This window comes from Novosphingobium sp. ES2-1, assembly GCF_015169775.1.
Lineage (GTDB): Bacteria > Pseudomonadota > Alphaproteobacteria > Sphingomonadales > Sphingomonadaceae > Novosphingobium > Novosphingobium subterraneum.
This window is the reverse complement of record NZ_CP063447.1, coordinates 160,887-182,805: the sequence shown is the minus strand read 5'-3', so window position 1 is coordinate 182,805 and position 21,919 is coordinate 160,887. Positions and strand designations below refer to the sequence as shown.

General features: G+C 62.2%; 24 protein-coding genes and 1 pseudogene. 12 read left to right on the top strand and 13 right to left on the bottom strand.

The annotated features are described in order from the left end of the window. Nucleotides 1–771: 771 nt before the first annotated feature. The 3 genes from IM701_RS18980 to IM701_RS18970 are packed head-to-tail and all read left to right on the top strand — an operon-like array spanning nucleotide 772 to nucleotide 4,576. Nucleotides 772–1,986 carry a tyrosine-type recombinase/integrase gene (locus tag IM701_RS18980; protein WP_230487938.1) on the top strand — a complete coding sequence of 405 codons (1,215 nt, stop codon included), beginning with the start codon at nucleotides 772–774 and terminating at the stop codon, nucleotides 1,984–1,986. Beyond that, nucleotides 1,977–4,100 carry a tyrosine-type recombinase/integrase gene (locus IM701_RS18975; RefSeq protein ID WP_193828882.1) on the top strand — a complete coding sequence of 708 codons (2,124 nt, stop codon included), beginning with the start codon at nucleotides 1,977–1,979 and terminating at the stop codon, nucleotides 4,098–4,100. Before IM701_RS18980 ends, IM701_RS18975 begins: the two co-directional genes overlap by 10 nt. Further along, nucleotides 4,097–4,576, top strand: coding sequence for a hypothetical protein (locus IM701_RS18970; protein ID WP_193828881.1), 480 nt, complete (start codon nucleotides 4,097–4,099; stop codon nucleotides 4,574–4,576). The genes IM701_RS18975 and IM701_RS18970 overlap by 4 nt, the downstream gene beginning before the upstream one ends. Nucleotides 4,577–4,826: 250 nt before the next feature. On the opposite strand, the gene IM701_RS18965 is transcribed toward IM701_RS18970, so the two are convergent. Beyond that, nucleotides 4,827–5,189: an XRE family transcriptional regulator gene (locus IM701_RS18965; RefSeq protein WP_193828880.1), complete on the bottom strand. Its 363-nt coding sequence runs from the start codon at nucleotides 5,187–5,189 to the stop codon at nucleotides 4,827–4,829. A gap of 75 nt (nucleotides 5,190–5,264) precedes the next feature. On the opposite strand from IM701_RS18965, the gene IM701_RS18960 reads away from it, so the two are divergent. Together IM701_RS18960 and IM701_RS18955 are read left to right on the top strand one after the other, a co-directional pair. Further along, a complete protein-coding gene (locus IM701_RS18960; protein WP_062343467.1) occupies nucleotides 5,265–5,564 on the top strand; it encodes a DUF1778 domain-containing protein in 300 nt (99 codons plus the stop codon). A gap of 3 nt (nucleotides 5,565–5,567) precedes the next feature. Beyond that, nucleotides 5,568–6,077 (top strand): GNAT family N-acetyltransferase, encoded by a 510-nt coding sequence (locus tag IM701_RS18955; RefSeq protein WP_062343466.1) that lies wholly within the window; start codon nucleotides 5,568–5,570, stop codon nucleotides 6,075–6,077. A 141-nt stretch (nucleotides 6,078–6,218) separates the two neighbouring features. Here IM701_RS18955 and IM701_RS18950 read toward each other — a convergent pair whose 3' ends face one another. The 5 genes and pseudogenes from IM701_RS18950 to IM701_RS18930 all read right to left on the bottom strand — a co-directional run bounded on the left by IM701_RS18950 (nucleotide 6,219) and on the right by IM701_RS18930 (nucleotide 10,629). Next, nucleotides 6,219–6,776, bottom strand: coding sequence for a hypothetical protein (locus IM701_RS18950; protein ID WP_193828879.1), 558 nt, complete (start codon nucleotides 6,774–6,776; stop codon nucleotides 6,219–6,221). A gap of 506 nt (nucleotides 6,777–7,282) precedes the next feature. Then, nucleotides 7,283–7,618: a single-stranded DNA-binding protein gene (locus tag IM701_RS18945; protein WP_039336867.1), complete on the bottom strand. Its 336-nt coding sequence runs from the start codon at nucleotides 7,616–7,618 to the stop codon at nucleotides 7,283–7,285. Between the two features lie 476 nt (nucleotides 7,619–8,094). Then, nucleotides 8,095–8,439, bottom strand: coding sequence for a thermonuclease family protein (locus tag IM701_RS18940; RefSeq protein WP_193828878.1), 345 nt, complete (start codon nucleotides 8,437–8,439; stop codon nucleotides 8,095–8,097). Between the two features lie 519 nt (nucleotides 8,440–8,958). Further along, nucleotides 8,959–9,649 (bottom strand): annotated as a pseudogene (locus IM701_RS18935) (pentapeptide repeat-containing protein). Nucleotides 9,650–9,813: 164 nt separating this feature from the next. Continuing rightward, entirely contained in the window at nucleotides 9,814–10,629 is an 816-nt protein-coding gene (locus IM701_RS18930) for a DUF3800 domain-containing protein (RefSeq protein WP_230487937.1), read from the bottom strand. 230 nt (nucleotides 10,630–10,859) lie between these two features. On the opposite strand from IM701_RS18930, the gene IM701_RS18925 reads away from it, so the two are divergent. From IM701_RS18925 to IM701_RS18915, 3 genes are all read left to right on the top strand, one after another. Next, nucleotides 10,860–12,092: a DUF1173 domain-containing protein gene (locus IM701_RS18925; RefSeq protein WP_062345128.1), complete on the top strand. Its 1,233-nt coding sequence runs from the start codon at nucleotides 10,860–10,862 to the stop codon at nucleotides 12,090–12,092. A 66-nt stretch (nucleotides 12,093–12,158) separates the two neighbouring features. Beyond that, nucleotides 12,159–12,455 carry a hypothetical protein gene (locus IM701_RS18920; protein ID WP_193828877.1) on the top strand — a complete coding sequence of 99 codons (297 nt, stop codon included), beginning with the start codon at nucleotides 12,159–12,161 and terminating at the stop codon, nucleotides 12,453–12,455. 225 nt (nucleotides 12,456–12,680) lie between these two features. Then, nucleotides 12,681–12,944 carry a hypothetical protein gene (locus tag IM701_RS18915; RefSeq protein ID WP_156135954.1) on the top strand — a complete coding sequence of 88 codons (264 nt, stop codon included), beginning with the start codon at nucleotides 12,681–12,683 and terminating at the stop codon, nucleotides 12,942–12,944. 233 nt (nucleotides 12,945–13,177) lie between these two features. Here IM701_RS18915 and IM701_RS18910 read toward each other — a convergent pair whose 3' ends face one another. Then, entirely contained in the window at nucleotides 13,178–13,642 is a 465-nt protein-coding gene (locus tag IM701_RS18910; RefSeq protein ID WP_039338706.1) for a hypothetical protein, read from the bottom strand. A 53-nt stretch (nucleotides 13,643–13,695) separates the two neighbouring features. After that, entirely contained in the window at nucleotides 13,696–14,310 is a 615-nt protein-coding gene (locus IM701_RS18905) for an SOS response-associated peptidase (RefSeq protein ID WP_039338704.1), read from the bottom strand. 97 nt (nucleotides 14,311–14,407) lie between these two features. On the opposite strand from IM701_RS18905, the gene IM701_RS18900 reads away from it, so the two are divergent. Further along, nucleotides 14,408–14,599 carry a DUF6771 family protein gene (locus IM701_RS18900; protein ID WP_039338703.1) on the top strand — a complete coding sequence of 64 codons (192 nt, stop codon included), beginning with the start codon at nucleotides 14,408–14,410 and terminating at the stop codon, nucleotides 14,597–14,599. 528 nt (nucleotides 14,600–15,127) lie between these two features. On the opposite strand, the gene IM701_RS18895 is transcribed toward IM701_RS18900, so the two are convergent. Continuing rightward, nucleotides 15,128–15,661 (bottom strand): DUF736 domain-containing protein, encoded by a 534-nt coding sequence (locus IM701_RS18895; RefSeq protein ID WP_039338701.1) that lies wholly within the window; start codon nucleotides 15,659–15,661, stop codon nucleotides 15,128–15,130. A 499-nt stretch (nucleotides 15,662–16,160) separates the two neighbouring features. Here IM701_RS18895 and IM701_RS18890 point away from each other — a divergent pair, with 499 nt between their 5' ends. Continuing rightward, nucleotides 16,161–16,439 (top strand): hypothetical protein, encoded by a 279-nt coding sequence (locus IM701_RS18890; RefSeq protein WP_370584387.1) that lies wholly within the window; start codon nucleotides 16,161–16,163, stop codon nucleotides 16,437–16,439. A gap of 315 nt (nucleotides 16,440–16,754) precedes the next feature. Then, nucleotides 16,755–17,909, top strand: coding sequence for a choice-of-anchor tandem repeat GloVer-containing protein (locus tag IM701_RS18885; protein WP_193829007.1), 1,155 nt, complete (start codon nucleotides 16,755–16,757; stop codon nucleotides 17,907–17,909). A gap of 144 nt (nucleotides 17,910–18,053) precedes the next feature. Here the strand turns inward: IM701_RS18885 and IM701_RS18880 are convergent, their stop codons facing one another. Both IM701_RS18880 and IM701_RS18875 read right to left on the bottom strand, forming a co-directional pair. Beyond that, a complete protein-coding gene (locus tag IM701_RS18880; RefSeq protein ID WP_193829006.1) occupies nucleotides 18,054–18,578 on the bottom strand; it encodes a hypothetical protein in 525 nt (174 codons plus the stop codon). 112 nt (nucleotides 18,579–18,690) lie between these two features. After that, nucleotides 18,691–20,313 (bottom strand): hypothetical protein, encoded by a 1,623-nt coding sequence (locus IM701_RS18875; protein WP_193829005.1) that lies wholly within the window; start codon nucleotides 20,311–20,313, stop codon nucleotides 18,691–18,693. A 255-nt stretch (nucleotides 20,314–20,568) separates the two neighbouring features. Here IM701_RS18875 and IM701_RS18870 point away from each other — a divergent pair, with 255 nt between their 5' ends. After that, entirely contained in the window at nucleotides 20,569–20,880 is a 312-nt protein-coding gene (locus IM701_RS18870) for a hypothetical protein (protein WP_193829004.1), read from the top strand. Nucleotides 20,881–21,343: 463 nt separating this feature from the next. On the opposite strand, the gene IM701_RS18865 is transcribed toward IM701_RS18870, so the two are convergent. Further along, on the bottom strand, nucleotides 21,344–21,646 hold the full coding sequence (locus IM701_RS18865) for a type II toxin-antitoxin system RelE/ParE family toxin (protein WP_039338748.1): 303 nt from the start codon (nucleotides 21,644–21,646) through the stop codon (nucleotides 21,344–21,346). 2 nt (nucleotides 21,647–21,648) lie between these two features. Further along, nucleotides 21,649–21,894 carry a type II toxin-antitoxin system ParD family antitoxin gene (locus IM701_RS18860; protein ID WP_039338749.1) on the bottom strand — a complete coding sequence of 82 codons (246 nt, stop codon included), beginning with the start codon at nucleotides 21,892–21,894 and terminating at the stop codon, nucleotides 21,649–21,651. Nucleotides 21,895–21,919 lie beyond the last annotated feature (25 nt).

Sequence of the window (21,919 nt, the reverse complement as noted above, 5' to 3'; positions counted from 1 at the left end):
ATGCGCTGGAAGACGACAAAGTGGCCATCGTAGCCGATCTGTCGGCGGATCCGGGCTGAGACCGCAGCGCGCGTCCAGTCGGAACTTGGGTCGAGCGCCTGCTATTTCAGGCAGTATCCAGCTTCGATGGTGAAACCGATTTGCCTAGCCGCTCGACGGCCTCGCTTGCCAAGATCCGGATCCCGATGATAGCCGCAGGCCTGCCGGTCAGCGGCGAGGGCTCGGCCTTCGCGTAAAGACCCTAGCCAATCCGGACCAGACGGCCTGACTGCACCTGATGGAGAAGCCCGCGCCCGACCGTGTCATTGCCTCCAAATTCGCCAAAATCGAATCGCATGAACACGTTGCGCCGGGATCGCCGGACCCGCTGTGCGATGCGCTCTGCACTCGACGAGGCGGACGAGGTCATCAGGCCGCTTGTAAATCCGAAAGCAAAGACATGGAAATCGACGACCAGATGCGACGCTTCTTTGGGACCGATGATCTCGGAGCGGTGTCACCTGAAGGATGCGCCGCCCGCAGATCGAGGCCAATGCAGGCGACCTGATCGGCACCCAAAGCGCGAGACAGGATCGGGTTTATCCCACAACCTGGCAAGAGGGGAAAATGTGGGATAAATTGGCGGGACGCGAGCGGTCACCGCTGCCACCCGTTTCAAATTGATAATATATCTTATGTTAATACCGATACCATAACTGTCCATGTAAACTGTGTCCAGTGTGATGGCGAAAGGCTTGCAGTCACGGGGGTCTTTCAACAGTATCAGCGACCGTGTCCACTCCGTTCGCTACGACGCCCTGGCAGGCTGCGCGCATCGAAATGCCCGGCGGTCGCCGGTCGTGGACGGTATTGGATGATGACGGCGATGTCGTCGAGTGCCTTCGTCACTGGATCGTCCATCTCGAACAGACCCATTCGTCACCAAACACGATCCGGGCTTATGTTCGCCACGTTGTCGACTTCGCGAACTTCCTCGGCGCCAACGGCGCCGGCATCCATGAAGCCACGGTCGCGCTGTACGACAGCTTCCTTGCCTGGCGGCTCGCACGCCGAAAGGATGCGCTGCCAAGTCCTCGGCTGATCCTGCTACGCAAGCAGGAAACGCGGATTCTGGCACCATCGACGCGCAACCAGATCCAACTCGCGGTCAAATCGTTCTACCGCTTCTACAATGGCACCGATGACTTCGCGGTCGATACGGCCGAGGTCACCAAGGCCTATGATGGGCACCGGATCTACAAGCCGTTCCTCGAGCATATCAGCCAAAGGCGCACGACGCGGCGCAAGGACCGCTATCTCTCGGGCGATCCCGGCCGGGTCCAGCAGCAGGTGCTCAAGAAGCGGCTGACGCCGAGCGAGGTTCTGCGGCTGATCGAGGCTTGCGGGCTCGCGCGCGACGCGTTCCTGATCGTGCTGCTCTACAATACGGGCCTCAGGATCGGTGAAGCGCTGGGCCTGCGCCACGTCGACATCGATCTCGCCGAAAAGGTCATCTGGGTCGTTCCGCGCGAGGACAATGCCAATGAAGCCCGCGCGAAATCGGGCCGAACACGCGGTGTGCCGGTGCACGACTACGTGCTCAACATGTACGTCGACTACCTCACCAGCGACGAATATCTGCCAGCCTTCGAGGCCGGTGCCGAGTACGTCTTCGCCAATGTCAAAGCCGGCGTCATCGGGCACGCCATGAGCCTGTCCTACGCGCAGAAGCTCGCGGGCCTGCTGGAGCAGCGCGCCCATATCGGCTTCAGCTGGCACATGTTCCGCCACAGCCATGCATCCGAGGCGATAGCGGCGGGATACAGCCTGCTCGAAGTGGCCGACCGGCTCGGGCATGCCAGCCCGCAAACGACAGCGGCGTTCTACCAGCACCTGTTCGCCTCGGAAATCCGCAGGCTCTACCTCACAGGTCCCGACGAGGTGCATGAAAGACTTGAGAAACTTCGCGAGGCTGAGCTGCTCGGAAAGGATCTGCGATGGGCCTGACACCGCTGGCGCTCGTCGGCGGCACACCGCACGATACCGATCGCTACAACAACTGGCTTGAGGGGCGCCTCGCGGAGATATCCCCCCTCCTCGTCGCCAATCCCGTCTGGTCGGACGCCATGATGGGTGAGGTGTTCGGCCATCCCTGGCTGAGCCAGACATACGCAAGCATGCCGCTCCAGGCTGCGGTTCCGGTACTGACCAACGAGATCAAGGCTTACCTGGCAACATCCGTTCTCGACGACCGCAAAGCGGACGCCCACTGGTTCCAGCGCCGGATCCCGGTGATCCGCTATCTGGTCGAGGAAGGCGCGAACCTGCTTCAGCACTTTGAGGCGGGCTGCCTTGCCGACATCCCTCATCCTGGCTTCGGAACGTCGGAGAGTGGCGGTGCCCGGAACCACAACGATGCTGTCCTGGAGCGCTACGCCGCTTGGTACAGCGCGAATTATGAGCGACGAAGACTGAGCCAGACCCGCCAGTGGATCCGGGACGGAGAGATCGTCACCACGCAGTATCGATCACCGGAAGTGCAGCTGTTCGGCGATATCCATCGCTTCGCGATCATCAATCGTGCGCAGATGGCGCCGATGCATGACCGCGACATCATCCTGCTCAACGATCTCTACAGCGAAGAGGACACCCGCTTCCGCGACCGGCAGCGTCGGAGCGACACCTATCTGAACTTCCTGTGCGTCGAGCCGTGGTTGCGCCCGCTGATGCGCGGCTTCCTTCTGGACAAGGTCGCGCATGGCGAACTTGCACCATCGACACTTGTCGGAATGCAGTCGCGCTTACGGTTCTTCGCGCAGTTCCTGCACGCGGAGGGCATTACCGAGCCCGCTCGGGTCAATGAACTGTCGATGGAGCGTTACCTCGCTTGGGGGAATGCGCAGAATGCCGCTGGCAAGAACTGGTACACCGACATCGTCCAACTGATGCGTGCAGCGCCAGTCCTCCTGCCGGGACAATGGCCGCGGATCACGCTCGACAAGCGCGCGGCACGGCGCATCCGTTACAAGCAGGCACCGGACGATCCGCGTAACCGCCTTTACGCATCGCGCGAGGGCGCCAACCGGGCGGCACCGCCGGAAGCCCTGTCGGCGATGGTGGCCAGACTCGACGAAATGCCCGCACCCATCCCTGCCATCTTCATGATCGGCATCACGACCGGGGCGCGGGCCGAAGACCTTCATGCCCTGCTCTTCGACTGCTTGCGGCCCGATCCGCACGACAAGCGGTTCATGCTGTTCACGTTCTGGCAGAACAAGGTCAGCCGCTGGAATACCAAGCCGTTACTGGCGGCCGATCCCGCGCACCAGGCCATGATCGAACTGATCGAAGCCCAGCGGGATCGTGTCCGGCGGCGTCATGGACGCGCCACGAAATACCTGTTCCCGGTCTTTTATGGAAAGCGGGAATCGTTCCTCGGCCAAAACTGGACCATGCAGGAGCTCAAGAAGCTGTGCCTCAAGCACCGAATCGTCGATGGTGATGGCCGTCCGTTCGACTTCTCGTGGCATCCGCTGCGCCACCATCGCGGGACGCAGATGGCGGCCGAAGGCCACGATATCCTGAGCATCATGTTCGAGCTCGGCCATGCCTCGCCCGATATGGCGTCGATGTACGTCAACCAGCGTCTCGACCTCAAGAAGAACGCCTTGCTACGAAAGGGCGGCGGCCAGTTCTTCACGATCGCAGGCAAGGTCGACGAAGCGGTTGGCGATCTCCTGCTGCGCAAGGAAACCATGCTGGCTACGCGGGTCTGCGGCGGCGCCTGCACGCTGCCAGGGCAACTCGGCGAATGGTGCGAGCATGCCCACGCCTGCCTGACCTGCCGGTTCTTCCGCGCCGATGGTGACGACGTGGAGCACTTCCGCTGCGAGCGGGCCGGACTTTACGCCGCGATCGAAGGCCTCGAGCAGGAAGCGCAGAACTACGAGGAAGGCGGACAGACCCGCATGGCCGACATCACGCGCAAGCGCCTGCAGCGCAACAAGGATGCGGTCCACAACACCGACACCATCATCCGCTCCATCGAGGAACACGGTCTCTACAAGGGTGAAAAGCAGCGCTACAGGCCGGCCGCTGCTCGGGAGGAAGCGACGTCATGACCATGGGGCCGGATCTGCGGATCGCAACACTCAACGACGCCCGCAGCCGTCGTAGCGCTGAGAAGCGCGCCGCGGTCGAAGATGCGATTATGCGGCTGCGCGACACCAGGCAGGCTGTGACGTTCGTCTCGGTGGCCCGTGAAGCAAAGGTCAGCCGCCAGTACCTCTACAACAACTTCGCCGACGAGATCGGCGAGGAACGCGTCGAAACCCGCGCGGAAACCGAGGTGATAGACGGCAAGAAGGTCCCGCTGCGAACGCCCGAGGAATATCGGCACATCGAAGCGGCGCTCCGCAACAAGATCGAGCGTCTTGAGACCGAACTCCGGGATGCCCGCGCCGAAAAGGCCAAGGCGGACCGAACGGCCGAGCGTGAGCGCGGTAAGGCGGAACACTGGCGTCAGCTCTACACGGCTGTCCTAGCTCGCGTATCACCGGGACAGTCGCCCGAGCCGCTGCCCTCCTCCGAAGACTGAACCGTCACGCTGCGATCGGGTTACGATCAAGCGAGTAGGAAGTGAGCCGCCTACGGCGTCTTGCACTTCCAACTCCCTTGATCGTCCAAATTATGAGCGAAACACAATGGACAGGTTTATCGCCTGCAAACCATTGAAACCAGGACATAAGACACGACTTGGTGTTGATATATGTAAAATGTTATCAATGGTTTACACGGATTTCCCGTCGCGCGGCAAGTGCGATCGCGCGAAGCATAGCACTCCAGAATCAGGCAAAGCCGCCATCTTTCAGCCGATCAAGATAAGCGTGCAGCTTGTTGCTCCATCCCTGACGCACAAGTTCTTCAGCCGTTGCATCACCGAAAGAAGGCAGCGATTGCGACCGGTACCAGGCATAGGCCGTTGGCGCGCTGCCCGCCCAAGGAATGATCCGGTCGATGATCCCGCAAATTTCAACCAACTGCGATTGCGGTGTCACGCTTCCGATGCGGGCAGCTTTGGTAAGCGCTTCAGGCGAGACCCAGGCAACAATGGCCAACTCGGATTCGGCGGTCCTGAGCGCCGCAGCCAGACGCCGGGGAGAAACACCGTGTTGGTCGGATACGTCACTCAAGAATTCCGAATTGCTCATGGACCCCGTCCGACCGCAATTAGTCTGTATTGCATTTTGCAATACACCCTGTATGATGCCTTGTGGAGATAGAATATGGCCAAGTCCCTTGAACGCAAGGATCACCCGGTATCGATGCGTCTGCCTGATGCCGACATTGCCCTGATCGATCGTGCGGCAATTGCGCGCGGCCGCTCGCGAACCGATTTCGTGCGAGAAGCGGCGGTGCGCGCCGCCGAGGATGTGCTGATGGACCAGAGGCTCGTGCGGATGAGCACCGAAGGGTTTGCCGAATTCATCGCGCTGCTCGAAAAGCCTGCCGAGGCCGTTCCCTCGCTCGTCGATGTGCTCAGACGACCGGCGCCTTGGGACATGCCCTCGGACGATCGGCACTGACAATTGGGCCTGTCGGCGCCGGAACTGTTGAACGCAGCTCACGAAGTCGATGACTTCGACTGCGGCAAGCCATCGCTCAATCACTGGCTCAAGGGGCGCGCCCTCGCAAACCAAGAGCGCGGGTTTACTGCGGTGTTGGTCGTGCATGAGGCGATGCGGGTGGTGGGCTACTACGGCCTGGCTCCGACATCGGTGATACCCGGCATTCTGCCGCGGTCCATCCGGACGGGGCAACCGCCCGATCCCGTGCCTTGCCTGCTGCTCGGTCAACTCGCGACCGATCTGGCATGGGCGGGACAGGGCATCGGCTCGGGATTGCTGCGGCACGCTCTGGGACGGTGTCTGGAAGCTGCCCGCCTCGTTGGCGGCCGGGCAGTGATCGTCAATGCCATCGATGACGAGGCTGCAGCCTTCTGGCTAGGCAAGGGCTTCCTGCCTTCGCGCGACGATCCACTCGTGCTGTTCCAGTCGATCGGCGCCATCGCTGCTTCCCTGGCAGCGGCAGAACGTTGAGCCCGTGCTGAGTCAGGGCACGACCGAAGCCATAACCGCGGAGCTCGGACCTTCGGCCTATGGCCGGGCGTAGGGCCAAAGCCCGATCCTCGCCGCGAGCTTTTCTGCATGGCGGGATAGCCGGGAGCGACCATGGATAGATCAGGCCGCAAAGAGTTCGCCTTGGGGATTGGCAGGACCTGGACGTTGTCGCTGCGGCGGCGCAGGTTTGCGCAGCAGCGCAAGGACGCCTGGCTTGACCACATAAACCGCGTGACGTCCGCCGCCGCGGTTCTTGTGGTTGGTGGCGTAGCCCGCATAGTGCCGGGTCATCAGCCCGGCGCGGACCAGATCGGAAATCGCGCGGCTGACATTGGCGCGGCCCACGGCCTGGACCTGCTCTTCCACCGCCGCTTCGATGTGCGCGGCATCGCGAACAGCGTCACCGGTCAGTTCGTCCTTCAGCGCAGCGGCAACGCGCGCACGCATCGCCGCACGACGAGCGGGCTGTTCGCTCATCGGCAGAAGCTGAGAGCAGAGCCATTCGCGCAGGAGCACCGGCACGCCGCCCTGCGCGACGAAGGGTCCGGCCTGCCCTCGCCCGTCGGCAATTTCGGCTACCAGTTGAAGGACGAGAAACGCATAGCGCGGGCGGTTCGAGGCTTCGACCAGGACCGCGTAGATCCCACCGACGCCAGTGATTTCAGGGGCTCGTTCCATCAATCAGTATTGAGCACAAAAGGTGAATCCTGTGAATCCCCTTTGTGCCCTGCCCTGTCATTTGTCGCCCGTGACACTTCGCCCGGAGACGCCATCTGGTTTGCCCTGCCACACGTGCGCTGCCCTCTCTCCGCGACTACTTCCGCCATCGTGCAGGCATAATCGATGACCCGCCCTCCGCGCATGTCACGGGCGCAGCGCAACATGACACTCTGCCCGAGGGCAAAGTGTCACAGATGTCATGCCCCGCAAGGGGCACAAGCCCCGACCCGACAGGCAAAAAAATAGGGCCGGCGTGAGCCAGCCCCTTGGAAAGTTTTGGGAGAGGATGCCTGAAAGGCATGCCACATAGGGGCCAGCCCCCTACATGCTGCAAGTGCGAAAAGAACGCGGAGTGTTGCCTTTTCGCAACCGCCGCTCCTTCTGGACATCGTCTTCATGAGCAATCGGGGGCCGGTCCGGATGGTCCCAATGGGAGGCGGCGCTACCGCCTCCCGGGCTCGGTGTCACAGGAAAAGGACTTCCTCGGCGACGATCTCGACCGCGTAGCGTTCGACGCCCTCCCGGTCGGTCCACTTCGAGTAGTGGAGGCGGCCCTGCACCTCGACCAGGTCGCCCTTCTTCTTGTGCTTGGCGACCGAGGTGCCGAGGCCGTTGAAAGCAGTGACGCGGTGGAATTCGGCGAGAGTCTCGGCGTAGCCCGCCTCGTTCTTGACCGTCTTGCCGTCGACCAGCTTGGGGCGATCGGTGACGAGGGTGAACGAGGTGATTGCGGTCTCGCCGGCGTGGCGGGTTTCGGGAGCAGCGGCGATGCGGCCGATCAGGATGACGAGGTTCTTCATGGGGTATCTCCGTGGCTTGAACTCGGCGGAACCGCCCGCCGATGAACATCACAGGCAGGGCCAAAGGCCCGGGCCCGCACCGAACGCATGTGAGGGAAACCCAAAAGCGAGGAGTGGTGCGGCAAGCCCGAAGGGCTTCACGGTCCGCTGCTTTTGGGTTGCAGCCAGGGACTGGCCCTGCAGGGTTCATCGGCAAACGAAGGGCGGTTTCGTCAGGTCAGGCTCAGCGGATCCCCGCAAAGATCAGATCCGTCAGCCTCGGCCATTTCGGCAGGACCTGCTCCCACCCGCCAGCGCCCGCGCAGCGGGCATTGCCTTCCTCGGCCCCCGCTCCATACTGGTCAGTGACGCACGGTCACACGGGGCCGGGCCCAGCCCCTCCCGTCCAGTGCCATGCGCTACGGCAAGGCTATTTGTCAGATGCGCAAGAAGGCGGCCGCAGGCGAGCATGGGTCGCCTGCCCTCGATGGGGACGCTCAGCGCCAAGGCCTCACAAGGCCTTGCGCGACCAGATAGTCGCCGGCATCCACGCCGTTCACCGAGACCGAGGCGAGCGTCCGTCCATAGGGGGCGGTGCCAAGTCGCGTGATCGTCACCTGTCCGCGCGACAGCAGCCGCGTCAGGGCAACCCGCGAGGCTTCGCCTGCGGCAAAGTCACACCAGGCGTAGGACCGTCTCCGGTCCTGGCACTTGCGACTATCGGGCAGTTCGGGTGCATCGATATTGGCGATGCGGACACGCTCGCGGCCGCAGCGGATCGTGTCGCCGTCGTGAACCGAAGGCGACATGCAAAGGGCGGCGGCAGCAAGAGCGATCGGCATGGGTAGAGCCTAGCGCCCTCTTCCGCCCGCGCCAACCAGCCTCGCCGCTTCCTCCACTGGCCCCGATCGTCACCCGAAGGGCCGGCATCCATGCCGGCGAGCTTGGGTGGGCGGCGGTGCGAAAGCGCCGACGCTCCGCCCTAGCGAGTAGAGCGGGTCGCCGCGGCGCCCGCGTGGGGACGCGGGCGCCGGGTGCCCCTTCCCTCCCCGCCTCGCCAGACTCCCGCAAAAACCGGTATGAACGCACTTCAACCCGGCCGCTCTGGCCCCGCTGCCGCAAGCAGAGCCATCGAAGGGAAAGGATCCCGGACCATGGCTGATCCTCAGATGATGCCAAGCGCCCTGCAGGTGGCGCGCGCGATGACTGAGGTGCTGCGCGCGAAGCTGAGTGTCTTAGCGGCTGAAGAGGTCACGCTCTCCCGCGAGGAAGCCGCGCTTTGCCTCGGTCTTGCCGAAGGCGTGACCGAAAGCCTGGAACAGGACGCACTTCAGGACCGGTTAGCCGCCCGGCCCTGCGACCTACCGGACATTGAGCCCCAATTCGCCCAGCAATTGCCCGGCCTGCTCGCGCGAGATGGTCGCCCCGCGAAACAGCCCCGCATCGACCAGGCGTAGCCCGCCGAGGTCGGCACCGCGCAGGTCTGAGCCCTCGAAGCGCCATCCGGCGACCAGCGCCTCGCGCAGCGAGCAGTCCTCGAACACCGTCATGCGAAAATCGCCCTTGCGCACATCCGCACCCGACAGATCGACCCGGCGCAGAGTTTCCTTGCGAATCGAGAAGCCCGGCAGCTTGGCAGAGACCAGCAGCACTTCCTCGAAATGGACGTGCATGGCGCGCGCTTCGGTAAAATCGGCGCCGGTGAGCTTGGAGCCGGTGAAGCGGGTCGAGGTCAGGCTGGCCCGGCGCATCGCGCAATTGTTCCAGTCGCCGCCAATGAATTTGGCCTCGCTGAGGTTCGCGCCCGAGAAATTGGCGAACGGTCCCCGGCAACCTTGCCAGACCGTACCTTCAAGCTTTGCCCCCGCAAGATCGCTGTGCCGCAGGTTGCAGCGTTCAAAGCGCGAGCGGGTGAGATCGAGCCCGGAAAGGTCGGCTTCCTCGAGATCGCAGTCGACGACCACCTGAGCCGGACCGCCGCAGAGCGGGACGAGATCGGCACGAACCAGTGTTCTTCCGACGAGGCCACGCGGGGGCAAACAGGTCGTCCATCACGCGCCCAACTCTTTCGCGGCCCATCGCCTGGCTTCGGCTCGGCCGGATTGGCACAATGTTCCGTTTGTCAATTGGCCGGGAGTGCGCATATAGGGGGCACAAGTGGACTGGGGGTTCCCGGTCGGCGTCATAGCCTCGGTGAGTTTCATCGGGGCTTTCGCTTACTTGGGGCGGGAAACCTTGAGCCCCCAGTTCTCATAACCGCTGCCGACATTTTCGCGCCCGCCGTCGCAATAGAACTTGCGGGTCAGGACATCGAACGCGCGATTGTCCTGGCTCGGCCGCAGCACGCTCATGCCGATCGGCCGCGCCACCAGATCGGCCAGTTGCAGCCCGGATGAGTTCGCCTTCTTGTCGGCAAAGACAATCTCGAACGGCAGCGGTGCCCCAAGCTTGTTCTCGCCGTCGCAGATCCTGCGGAATTCCAGTTCGAGGTCCTTGTCTTCCTTCTTGCCGCGGCACTCGAAGACCACGTGGGTCTTCTTGGCGTCCTGGTTCTTCTCGATGAGAAACTCGTAGAGTGTCTCAAGGCAGAACCCGAGCGCCAGATGGTAGGGGTTGTCTCGCTCGACATCGCGCGCGCCGAGCCGGTGCTTGTCGATCACGCAGCTGATCAGGATGAAGTTGGACTTGTCGACGATGCCGCTGAGACCATCGATGAACCCCAGCTTCTCGGCCTCGTTGGCGAACTTGAAGGGACCCGTTTCCTTGCGGATTTCCCGCTCATGCAGGATCACGATGTCGTGGCCGAAGTGGGTGAATTTGAACTTCTCGAGCGCCGGGACAACCTTCTCGCTGTAGTGCTTCGTGTAGAAAACGCAGAATGCGAGGACGAACAGCGGATAGTTGGGATCGACGGTCTGCATGCCGTGATCGCCGCTTTCGTCGACATAGACGATGAAATTGCTGAAGCGCCCGGCAGGCGTAGTGGCGCTCTTGCGGTCTTCGACCACCGGGTCGAGATCGAGATCGAACAAGGAAATTGCTAGTCGGATGCCGTCATCGCGCAGTGATGCCAGCGCGGACCGTGCAAGCCAAGCCGGAGCGCGGTTTTCCACACACCACCCCCGTGCATAGCAAGCCTTGCCGCGCCCTTAAGGCCAGCATAGACTGACTCACGCGAGCCCACCCGGGGCCGCGTAAAACGAAGGAGATGCGCGAGAGGTCGAACGGGCAGCGTCGATCGCGAGAAATTGGAGATACCCCAATGATCCAGCGATACCGTGTGCTCGGCCGCAGCGTGGTCGAAGGCGATGAACTTCAGCACGTGCTGCGCGAAGCCTACGAGCGCAAAAGCCCGGTCCATTGCGAATGCCGCAAGGGAAGCGAACTCCCCCTCTACATTTCGCACCGGCAGAATGGCTACGTGCTCGCGCGCTGGCCGGGCTCGGGCGCGCGCCATGCGACCGCCTGCGATCACTACGATGCGCCCGATTACCTCACCGGCATGGGCCAGGTACGTGGCAGCGCCGTGCGTGACGATGAGACAAGCGGCGAGACCAGCTTGAAGCTCGGCTTCCCGCTTTCGCGCGGGGCCGCCCGGCTCGCGCCCGCGGCGCTGACCAACGACAAGCCGACGGTGAAATCAACAGGTCAGAAGCTCTCGATGCGCGGGCTGCTGCACGTCCTCTGGGACCGTGCCGAACTCACCCACTGGCATCCGAAGATGGCGGGCAAGCGGACCTGGTTCGTGGTGCGCCGCGCGCTGCTCGAGGCGGCGGCCAGCTGCCGCGCCAAGCAGGAAGCCCTGCCCCACGTCCTATTCGTGCCCGAGAGCTTCAAAGTCGAGGAGAAAGAGGAAATCCGGGTCCGCCGCCGCGCGGCGCTTGCCCGGGTCTATGCCTCACGCGATGAAATGATGGTGGTGGTGGGCGAGATCAAGGAGATCGTGGCCGCGCACGGCGCGGAAAAGATCGTCCTGCGCCATGTCGGCGACATGCCGTTCGTGATGGACCAGGACATGGCGCGGCGCTTCCACAAGCGGTTCGCGGGCGAACTCGCGTTGTGGCAGGCGCAGGACAGTCCGAACGGCAAAAGCGGCCACCTGGTTCTTGCCGGCTCGTTCGCGCGGCGCCGCGAGGGCACCTTCGATCTCATCGAGGTCGCGCTCATGCCGGTGACGGCGGAATGGCTGCCCTATGAGACCAGCGACGAACGCTATCTCGTCGGAAAGGCAGTCGCGGAAAAGCGGCGGTTCGTGAAGGGCCTGCGCGTCAATCTCGATGCCGACACTCCGATCGCCAGCCTGGTGCTCAAGGACACCGGCGAGGAAGCGATCGCCATCCACATCCACGACCGCGACAATGAGGTCGCAGAGCCGCTGGAAGCGCTGCTCGCCGGGCAAGGCGTAGCGCACCTGCTGTGGAAGGAAGGCGAGCCGCTCCCGGCCCGCGTCAGCCGGGCGCCGCGGCGAAGCTGGGACGGGCAACAGGCGGCCTGAGCGGGCCCAGTCGCCTGTGCCGGGCAGCGGCTTCGTCGGCAGCAGATCGAGACGCCGGGGCGTGTCGTGGTCCGCCCGCAAAGCTTCGAGCCGCGCCGCGACTTCGCGCTCGTGCTGGGTGATCTCGATGCAATTGAGGCCGACGATGGTCCAGACCGGCAACTCGGGCCGCTCGGTCACGTGGACCGAGTAGGCGATGGGCAGCTTGTCGGGATAGAGCCACAGCAGCAGCACGGGCAGCGCGGCGAGGTTGGGTGTGCCGCCCGCCGCAGCGAGCGTCATCACGCCTCGGTCCTGGCCATATCGGAAGGTAATCCCGAGCGGCTGCGGGTGCCCGGCAAGGCCAAGGATCGTCTCGCGTGACCGAGCGCCGAAGATGGCGTCGAGTTCGGCCGGGGGCTCGGCCTCGGCGTCCTCGCCCACCTCGGCGAGGAACAGTTCGACCGCGGCAAAGCGCGCGGCTTCCTCGCTGGTGCAGGCAAGTTCGAGGGTGAGCTTGATCGAGGACATGGCTAGGGCTTTCGTGTTGCCGCGCGCCGACGCGTCCCGTTGCCAAGGCAAGGGATAGAACGGCGACCAGGCGCGGAATTGAACGGATCAGAGAACGGGGTGGCGCTCGACGTGGGCGCGTGTTCGCGGCGGCTGGAGCTTGAAGACGGAGACGCCGTGGCTGGCGGCGATGCGCAGCGCCTGGCCGGTGCCGCCCGAGGCCTCGCCGTCGGCGGGACCGGCACCGAGTTCGAGAATCCGGTGCCGGCTCATGACGCAGCCCCCAGTGAGCTGTCGGGATACCAGGCAAGTTCCAATGCGTCCGGATGCGCTGCCTCGAACTCGGCGATGCGGCATGGGTGATGAGACCCGCACGATCCTTGAGCCCGACGTAGCCCCCGTAGAAGCGGTCACCGGCTGCAACGAACTGGGCGTGGATGTCCTCGCTCACCGCCTCGCTGGCGAAGAAGCCTGGCACGCCGGCGATGTGCGCCGGGGGCAGGACGCCGAGCATGTCGTCGAAGAAGGCCTCGCTCACCCGCGAGAGCGGGAAGCGGGCGAGCACGGCTTCGCGCGAGGCGGCCGGCAGGGTTGCGTCAGCTGCGGTCATCGCTCGCACCTCTGGTCACCTCGAAGGCCGGGATGGTCATCTCGGCGCGGGCCATCTCGCGTTTGAGATCGCGCAGCCGCGTGAAGCTGTTGATCCATGACGTGGTGAAGAGAACGAATTCGTCTTCGCTTGCCGTGTAGTCGCGCATCGGCCCTCGCCCATCGAACAGGACGATTTCGGGGAGGAACGCACCGAGGCAGCCGCCCGACCAGCGGCGGAACGGCAGGCCGTGCTCGGCGCAGAAGGCGTCGATCTCGGGAATCTGTCCGCCATTGAGCTCGGTGCCGTAGAGCTCGAGCGGCTCGCCGCCGGGCAGTGCCGCAGGATCGAAGGGTTCGCCGTCCCACTCGGTGCGCAGGTCATAGTCGGCCGCGTGCGCGGCGAAGAGGGCAAGATTTTCGCGCGGCAATGCGCCGCCGATGGTGATGTGGACGGGGGCTCGGTCGTCCATGGGCCTGGGTCCTTTCGCTTGGGTCTGATCCGACCGGCGAAGCCCCCCTCCCCTCAGCCTGATGTCGCTGTGGGCCTCCCTGCCCCCCAGCGTTCGGCTGTGCGATCGACGGCGAGTGCGCTGGAGCAGGTCTGGCACAGCGCGAAGGCTTCAGCAGGTGTGCCCGCGAGCCACTGCTCCCAGTTTTCTCGGGCGAGGACGACGGGCATGCGGTCGTGTACGTCGCCCATCTGCGGGCAGCCATCCACCATCACCATTGAATAGGCCGCGCCCCACTCTTCGGTCGGGCGCCACAGCCCTGCGACGGCAAAGACCTCTTCGCCCGCCAGCGAGTACCCGGTCCGGGTCATCTGACCCTTGATGCCCTCGGCCTCGGCCCAGGCGGTCACCGGGATCAGGCAGCGGCGGCGCTCGAAGCTTGGCCGCCAGAACGAAGTGCCGAGCTTGTCCTCACGCGCGTTGTTGACGGGCTTTGGCTTCAGCGGTTGACCGTGCTTGCCTTTGAGGACGAGAGGAAAGCCCTTGGGGCTACCCGCGTCTGGCCCTCGGCGACGGCCGGGATAGCCGGGATAGACTTCGGCGGCGAAGTTCGCGCCTGCGCCGCCGCGCGCACCGAACAGCCGGACGATTTTCCCAGGGGCCCTGGTCATGCGATACAACTTGCACATGGGGGGATGCTCGGCGGACCACCCTGCCCTGTCAATCGGAACGGGCAGCGGTGCCAGCCGTCTTGCAAACATGTTCTTTCTATGTTCTCATATCGACATGGAACAAATCGATACGTCTGCTGTCGCTCATGCGATCCTGGACGCCCCGGGCTGGGCGCGGGTCGGCATCACTGCCCCAAGCTACTGGCTGCGCGAAGATGCCGCACTCGAACTCGCACGCGTGATTGCCGACGCGGTCGACGCGCCCGCGAATGCGCCGTCATCGCAACAGTCGATCCTGCCGCTCTGAGGCCCGCTAGTTCAGCCCGCCGGGCGAGTGAGAGCGCCTCGATCTGCCGGTCGAGCGGAAACCCGAAACGCCGGGCGATCTCGGCGGCGTGTTCGAAGTCCGCAGCGCTGATGTGGATCGAGCGGGCGAGATCCGCTAGCGTTTCGCCCTCGGGCGGCGCGGACAGGGCATGGAGATGCCCGTGCGCCTGCGTCACCGCAAACGGCTTGGGGCTGGCGACGCCGACCACCCTCCTCCGTGAACACGACCAGCGTGTCGCCGGTATGGATGGCCTCGTCGCACTGGACCGCATCGTAGGCATTACCGGTGCTGGCAAAGGCGTGGTGACGCCGGGTGATGAAGGCGAAGCGTTCACTGTCAGTCAGCATTCTGGTTCTCCGGACATCCCCATGCAAGCGAAGAGGCGGAACGCCGGGCGGGGGGCAGTGCCGGCGTTCCGCCTCAGACCGCGGGGGGGGGCATCCGCGGCCTTTGCACGGAGACGGGGACCCGCTTGGGGTCCCCGCCGGTTGGAGGTGGACTTGCCGATCAGGCCTCGACGAGCGGCGGCAGCGCGCCATCGTGTTCGGTGCCGTCCTTGGCACCCACCCGGCCGCGCTTGGCAGGCGGGGTCGCGGTGCTGTCGCCCAGACCGTCGTCATTGCGCCCGTCACCGGCCTGCTCCGCGCCGAGGTCGCCGCCGGCATCGTCGGCCGGGAACATGTCGCTCTCGCCGTATTCGGCCGAACCGAGCTGGCTGTTCCTGCGACGCGGACGCTGCCAGGCGATCGCCATGGTGCCGTCCTCGCGCGGGAAAGCGGCGATGTAGAGCGGCTGCGCCATCGACGGGTCGTCGATCTTGCCCTGGTAGAAGCTCTCGCCGGTCGAGTTCGAGGATAGCTCGAAGAGCGCGCCGACGATCACCCAGCGGCGCTGGTCGTTGAGCGCGACGATCTCGTAGCGGGGTGCGCGGGGGTTGCTGGAGGTCACCGGCCGCAGGCCGATGGTGCGGGTGATGGTGAGCGTTTCGACAGAGCCGATCAGCTGGCCGTTGGCGTTCTTGCGGATTTCACCGATGTTCATGGACGTTCTCCTAGGTGGATCGATTGCGACCGAACCCCTTGTTCGATCACTCTCTTCCCACCCCCCCTTCCCTCCCGGCCGTCAGGCCGAAGCTGCCGGCATCGCCCGCAGTGGTACCCAAGACCGCACAAGCGGTGTTTTCTAACCACGAGGTCGATGAACGACCAACGACAGGAATGTCGGACGTTGCTGAACAACAGGCCCGGGGGTCCGATTTGCGGTAAACTGCTTCAGGTCGCTGCGTTCGGTCAAGACGGCTGCCGACCAGAGCCAGACCCTCAGATTGACTGAATTGAACGTCGTATTTAGCCGGAAGCGGTCGATCGCTGAGGGGAAAGCAGAAGGTCAGCAAAGCGCCCCAATCCCGGTCATTGGTGGCCTGCGCCGCGTTTCCCAAAACCGGCCATTGCAGGACTGAAAGCAAGGTCCGCTTTCGCGCCACACGGAGCAGCTCCTCCCCGTTCTACTTCATCGCCACTTTCGGCCATGGAGAAGCATCATGATTTATTCGCACCTTGGTTCAGGCAAGCATGACTGCGTGATCTCGAATGCCGGTAAGACGGTTGGCACCAAACGGCCCCTGACCCAGAAGCATCTTTGGGTGATCCGTTTCTTTATTGATCGCGAAGAGCGGCTGCGGGATCAGGCATTGTTCGACTTCGCAATCGACAGCAGGCACCGCGGCTGTGATCTTCTAGCCCGTTCAGTCATGAGCGATCAATCAGCAGGCGACATGAAGCTCGGCTGGTCGATGAATGGGGCACTTCTAATGGTATAGATCGCGAGGATTACGGCACTCTTTCGATGCGAAGGGAAAAGACACTTGCGTTAAAATGGTGGAGACGCCGCTTTCGCTATCAAGCGTTTCGCGTTATGTGAAATGCCATGATTTCAAAGCTTCATCAGCTCGCATATACGACAATCGTCGCTCTCGGTTTAACAGTGTCAGGGTGCGGCGGCGGTGACGCGTCTGGGTGGCGGAGTGGCTCTTCCGACGCCGACCCCCTCTCCAAGCCCTTCGCCCAGTCCAAGTCCTACTCCGACCGCCGGCCCCGCTGCGTCAGTTTCGTTTCTTTATACATTGCCAGAAGGAATGCCAGACGGCGCTCCGGCCGCAGAGCTGATCAAGGCATCGGACGGAAACTACTACGGTGTGATGGTTCAAGGGGGGCCTAACACGTGTCGTCCTGAGAGCCCGATCAGTTGTGGCGCCATTCGGAAAGTCACCCCCAGCGGGGAGGAGTCGATTCTCTACGCATTCGGTAGTATTCCGCAGGACGGTTACACTCCCCTCATGGTGTTGCAGGCATCGGATGGTGCACTTTACGGGGTTACGACAAACGGCGGAAAGTTTGGCGGTGGGGGCGTATTCTTCCGGGTGACACTTTCTGGCGAATACAAGGTGATCTACTCTTGGGGGAGGACCGAGAAAGACGGTGTCGTTCCCAACGGAATTGTTCAGGGCAAAGACGGGAACTTTTACGGAACCACTTCATCTGGCGGTGAATTCCGATGCGAAATCATCCCTGTGTCCGGGAACAATTGCGGCACATTCTTTAAAATGACTCCATCCGGGCAGCAAACTGTCCTGCATTCCTTCGGATCTTCGAAGGTTGACGGATACGAGCCTCTGGGCACTGTTGTGGAGGGTGGCGACGGCAACTTTTATGGCATAACGCATTTGGGCGGTAAATTTACAAGCAACACCGAGGGCGGTGGCGGCACTGTTTTCCGGATTACTCCTCAAGGCGCTCTAAGCATTGTCCACGACTTCGGTGAAACTGCAAACGACGGCCTTTCGCCAAATCGATCACTGATCAAGGGCTCCGACGGTGTGATCTATGGGATGACGCCAAGTGGCGGTGGTGGTGATAGCTGCGCTTGGCAGTTTGGCTGCGGCACAATCTTCAGTGTAACTACCGCAGGGGCATTCCGGCAAATCTACGCATTTGCCAAAGGCAATTTTGATGACGGCGCAGGCCCATCCTCTATTCTTGTAAGCCAAGACGGTAATTTGTATGGAACAGCGATTTCCAGAGGCGCAAACCGTTGCGATAGCTGCGGCACTGTATTTAGGCTTACCAAAACGGGCGTCATGACCACATTGTTCTCGTTCGGCCCTGCTGTTGTTGAGCCAAGCCGCCCGACAAACCTTGTTGAAGTGCGTCCCGGTGTTTTCTTCGGCCTTAATGAGTGGGGCGGTCAGAAAGCTAACGGCTCAATCTTCTTCAAAATGGTCCTAAACTAAGGCGAGCTATCATCATACATCAGCCAAGCTGCTTAGCGCGTCGATGCCCAGCGGACTTATCGGCACTGCAATCTCCTGTCCGCTTGCCCCTGTACCAGCCAGACCTGCCGATCAGCAACCGACGCCAAAGCGGGCATGGTCGTGCTAAAGCAGCGCCCGCCCTAGGAGGGCCAACATCGCTCCGGCCACGACAATCCACACCACTGCTGACGCGTTCGCGACATTTACCCAAAGCCGTGACTGCGACAGCAACGGACTTTCCTTCTGAATAGCCTGAGGATCAACGCCGGTTTGGTCTGTCAAAACCTTGGTGAAGCGCGACCATAGGTCGTTGTCTGCATGGTCGGCAGGCAGAGCTTGGCAGAGCGATGCGAACAGGTCGCCAGCGGTGTACCATTGTGCCGCGTGGGTCTTATCAAGCTTGACCCCGAAGGCGCGTTCAACGTCGTCGATGGCGACAATCTCGTCACCGTCCCCGCCAAGTCCAACGCTGGTAGCCAATGTGCTCATGAGCAGATCATAATGCCGTCCACCGTCGCAGCAATGGCAGTAAACCACCCCGATCCAGCCGCAAATGTGGATCCAGCGGCTGCCTGACAGCCGACCTTCCAGCTTTAGCCGCGTGCCAGCCAAAACCTGCCGATCGGCAACCGGCCCACCACCAGCCATCGGTTGGGCTGCGGCGCCCGTTTGAAAGTTGCCTGGCAGATTCAGCCCGCCCGGCCGCCGAAAGCTGAAACTCCCAAAGCGCGTTCTAAGATTTTCCCAATCGGGGTCAGCTCTATCGTGGCGTCAATTTCCGCGACGAGCAAATGGAACTCGACTTCGGCCAGTCCCTCTGAGCCAGCCTGATCACGAGCAAGCCCTTTGGTCCGCCGTCCATCCAAGCTGGCTCGCTTCTAAAGTGGCGCGCTTGAAAGGCGATCGCCGCACGAAGGAGCAAGTCGCGCTCGTCTTCGGACAGGTTGGATGCACCCGCCATCTCTTCCAACAAATCCTCGTAGAGTTCGTCACCTTCTTGCCCGAGCGCCGAAATCGCCAATTTCCGGCGCTCGCCACCGTCGCAAAAGGCGCGGCGCAAGGCTGAGATGCTCTTGTCGCTCCAGGCGCTTGCAAACACGCGAAGCGGCAGCATGTCGTGGCGCTGCTGTGGTTTGAGCTCGGACGGGTCCGGACCTTGCGATGCTTGAGGGCGTGACAGCTCGTTTTCCGCCCAACCCATGACTCCTTCATCGAAAGCCTCAGCAAGAGCGATAGTCAGTTCGGGTCGCGCGCGATAATCTGAGACTGGAATGTCTGAAAGCGGGTCGGTGAGCCAGCCGCCGACTCTATCCATGCCGACGGTGGCGGTGGCATAGCGGTATACTGCGAAGGCCAGTTCGGGCCACGTCACTTTTGCGTGAGGGTCTTGGCGCCAGCGTTCCTTTCCATCTTCGTAGTCGTCACCCGTCTGAGCATGGCCGACATGCGTCAGCAAACGTTCCGCATCTTCGGACGGCAGGCGACCTAGCTCAGGCAACAACCGTTCTTCGATCCATTTGTAAGCGCGGGAATATTGTCCGTTGCGCGCAAAATACCGGAGCGTGAGGCCGCGTTGATCGACGTCCAAATCCGTGCGCGCCGATAGCGAGTCAAACAGCGGCAACGCGTCGGGATGTTCGCCTTCGGCGAGAGCGGCCAGAATGAGTCGCCTGGCCTCTTGGGGGTCTTGCGGCGAGACAGTTTTCGTTTCGCCCCGTTCGATCCTTGCATGTAAATCCAGCAGGTGAGCGGTCGGCTTCCATGGCGAGATTGAGCGTAGGTGATTTGCGATGTCCGCACGTTCGGCATCAGCCAACGGGCGGCCCTCATCATCAAGTCTCGTTTCGGCCATCCGTGTTAGCGCCGCAATTTGCTCCATCGGAGGCCTGCTTCTCTGGAGACGCAAATAGCGGCGGACGGCGCGCATCCATGCATTGTTCTCGCCGATGTAATCTTCGTTGATCCTGGAAAATGGGAAGCCAAGCTGTCGCCATTCTCCATTTTCTCCACGCTCCAGAAACATCAGGTAGCGTGAGTCCCGGGCAAAGGTCATGCGGTTGCAGGCACCCATGTCACCTTCCGGGTTGGCCCCCGAAAGGTCGGACAGATCGCTCGCGATGGGTTTGCCGATAGATGCGAAGGGGAGGACGACTCTGTCAGGTGCGTTGCCCTTCAGGCTTGCTTCAATGCGAAAGGCGACTGCTGGGTCTGCCGGGCCGTTCTGAACATCTGTCTCGGCTCGTGCGACCACGATGGCGTCCGCAATTTGCACAAGTTCGAAATTGGACGGTCGGATGTAGGTTTCTACCACAGAGCAGGCGTTGGCAGGAGGAATGGCGACCATCGCCGCGAGTCCCAAGATGATTGCCTTCGTCAGCCTCATGGTTTCGTGTCCTCGGGGTGCAGCTCTTGCATGTCAATGCCAGTGGTCCCCCACGGCAGTATAGCCGGTAAAAGTTGAAGCTGTGCGAGGCCCACAAGGTTCGCCTTCCACCCATTCCCGGCCGTGATCAGGCACCCACCGCGGTCTTGAAACCTGCCGGGCAACTTCAACGGATTTTTTCGCCAGAGGCGGAATTTCTCAAAGCGACATCATTCAGGACATTGACCCCTACTGCTGAAAACGTCAGTCAGGGCTATGAACGCTGAAATCGAAGATGCTTTCGCAGCCCTCTCCGTACGAGCAAAAATCGCCGTCCTGGCTCGCGCTATCCACATGGAAACAATCCATAATCGGGATCAACCAGAAAGTGCTGAGCGGCTCTACCGTTCGAGTGAGTTCATACATCGATTGGTCGGGTTCATTATGTCGCTGGCCTATCGGCCTGAGGATTTCCAACGTGATGCGACTTGGGCGAGCAAGACTCTAGTCGAAGGCGTGGAAGTTCACGGCCAACCATATTTGGCAAAGTTGCACGATTGGATTGTGGAAGTTCGTACGGTTTCTTGAGGTCAATTTCCCACCCAGATTCGGTCACGCCAGGCCTAGCAAGGTCATCCCGAAAGCCGACCTGCGGCTTTTGCCCTTTGCCAGCCAGAACCTGCCTTTCAGCAACCGGCCCAATAGCGGTCGCAATTCGTGCCCAGCGCGCAGACGGCAGAGTGGCGGGTTTTGGCAATGAACCTGCCGTTGAACTCGTCAGGCGGGAATGGCCGGTTAGTCCCAACCCAAGTCTTTTCCCCACTGCTACAGCATGCTGAACGAGGGGCAGGAATCGATCACGAAAAACTGATGATCGAATGTCCGAGTTCAAGGCGCCTGCTGCCAAGGTGGGCTGGCATATGCCAATGTCGAGTTTCGGCATTTTCGGACTTTCAAGGATCCACTGCTGAAGGGCGTGTTTGGTCGGCAGAGAAATGCCAAGTCGGGTGGGATCTCTTCGGATTGGCCGCCAGCGCTTACCCTGCGACGGCTAACCGTGGTAATTCGAGGATATCCAATCTTCTCGACCATGCCGGACACGCAGAATGATGACCTTGTCCTCATCTCCGACATCATAAATCACCAGATGCGCCTTGTAGGGATGCACGCGGACAGGAGGTGATATTTCCTCTCGCAATCGCGCAGCTTGGGGATAGTCGGCAAGAAACTCGAAGATCGCGCTCAGCCCTTCGTGATAGGTATCGGCCTGAGGCAGTCCGAACTGCTCGATGCCTTGGAGAAAGATGGCTGTCAGATCTTCGGCGGCGGCGCGCGTTAAGCGAAAGCGAGGCACGGTCAGGCTTGCAGGTCAGCCTGGCTGATCGCTCGCGTCCGGATGTCCGCCATCGTCTCGTCGCTCAAACCGCTGGCGCGGGCCTCATCGACGAGGCGCTGCATGGCCGCGACTTTGTCAGCACGTTCCTGGTCACGACGGATGAGATCGCGCACATAGTCGCTGGCATTGCTATACCGACCAGTGTCAGCTTGCGCTTCTACCCATTGCTTCATCGGATCGGGCAGTGAAATGTTCATCGTAGCCATGGCAACCTCCAAGGCCAAAAAATAG

Bases quoted from the DNA above. Each gene is read 5' to 3' on its own strand.
- IM701_RS18970 (WP_193828881.1), top strand. From the start codon at position 4,097: ATGACCATGGGGCCGGATCTGCGGATCGCAACACTCAACGACGCCCGC.
- IM701_RS18965 (WP_193828880.1), bottom strand. From the start codon at position 5,189: ATGAGCAATTCGGAATTCTTGAGTGACGTATCCGACCAACACGGTGTT.
- IM701_RS18945 (WP_039336867.1), bottom strand. From the start codon at position 7,618: ATGAAGAACCTCGTCATCCTGATCGGCCGCATCGCCGCTGCTCCCGAA.
- IM701_RS18875 (WP_193829005.1), bottom strand. From the start codon at position 20,313: ATGAGGCTGACGAAGGCAATCATCTTGGGACTCGCGGCGATGGTCGCC.
- IM701_RS18975 (WP_193828882.1), top strand. From the start codon at position 1,977: ATGGGCCTGACACCGCTGGCGCTCGTCGGCGGCACACCGCACGATACC.
- IM701_RS18895 (WP_039338701.1), bottom strand. From the start codon at position 15,661: ATGAACATCGGTGAAATCCGCAAGAACGCCAACGGCCAGCTGATCGGC.
- IM701_RS18950 (WP_193828879.1), bottom strand. From the start codon at position 6,776: ATGGAACGAGCCCCTGAAATCACTGGCGTCGGTGGGATCTACGCGGTC.
- IM701_RS18880 (WP_193829006.1), bottom strand. From the start codon at position 18,578: ATGGCTGGTGGTGGGCCGGTTGCCGATCGGCAGGTTTTGGCTGGCACG.
- IM701_RS18890 (WP_370584387.1), top strand. From the start codon at position 16,161: ATGATTTATTCGCACCTTGGTTCAGGCAAGCATGACTGCGTGATCTCG.
- IM701_RS18940 (WP_193828878.1), bottom strand. From the start codon at position 8,439: ATGCCGATCGCTCTTGCTGCCGCCGCCCTTTGCATGTCGCCTTCGGTT.
- IM701_RS18925 (WP_062345128.1), top strand. From the start codon at position 10,860: ATGATCCAGCGATACCGTGTGCTCGGCCGCAGCGTGGTCGAAGGCGAT.
- IM701_RS18885 (WP_193829007.1), top strand. From the start codon at position 16,755: ATGCCAGACGGCGCTCCGGCCGCAGAGCTGATCAAGGCATCGGACGGA.
- IM701_RS18870 (WP_193829004.1), top strand. From the start codon at position 20,569: ATGAACGCTGAAATCGAAGATGCTTTCGCAGCCCTCTCCGTACGAGCA.
- IM701_RS18900 (WP_039338703.1), top strand. From the start codon at position 14,408: ATGGAACAAATCGATACGTCTGCTGTCGCTCATGCGATCCTGGACGCC.
- IM701_RS18860 (WP_039338749.1), bottom strand. From the start codon at position 21,894: ATGGCTACGATGAACATTTCACTGCCCGATCCGATGAAGCAATGGGTA.
- IM701_RS18905 (WP_039338704.1), bottom strand. From the start codon at position 14,310: ATGTGCAAGTTGTATCGCATGACCAGGGCCCCTGGGAAAATCGTCCGG.
- IM701_RS18910 (WP_039338706.1), bottom strand. From the start codon at position 13,642: ATGGACGACCGAGCCCCCGTCCACATCACCATCGGCGGCGCATTGCCG.
- IM701_RS18960 (WP_062343467.1), top strand. From the start codon at position 5,265: ATGGCCAAGTCCCTTGAACGCAAGGATCACCCGGTATCGATGCGTCTG.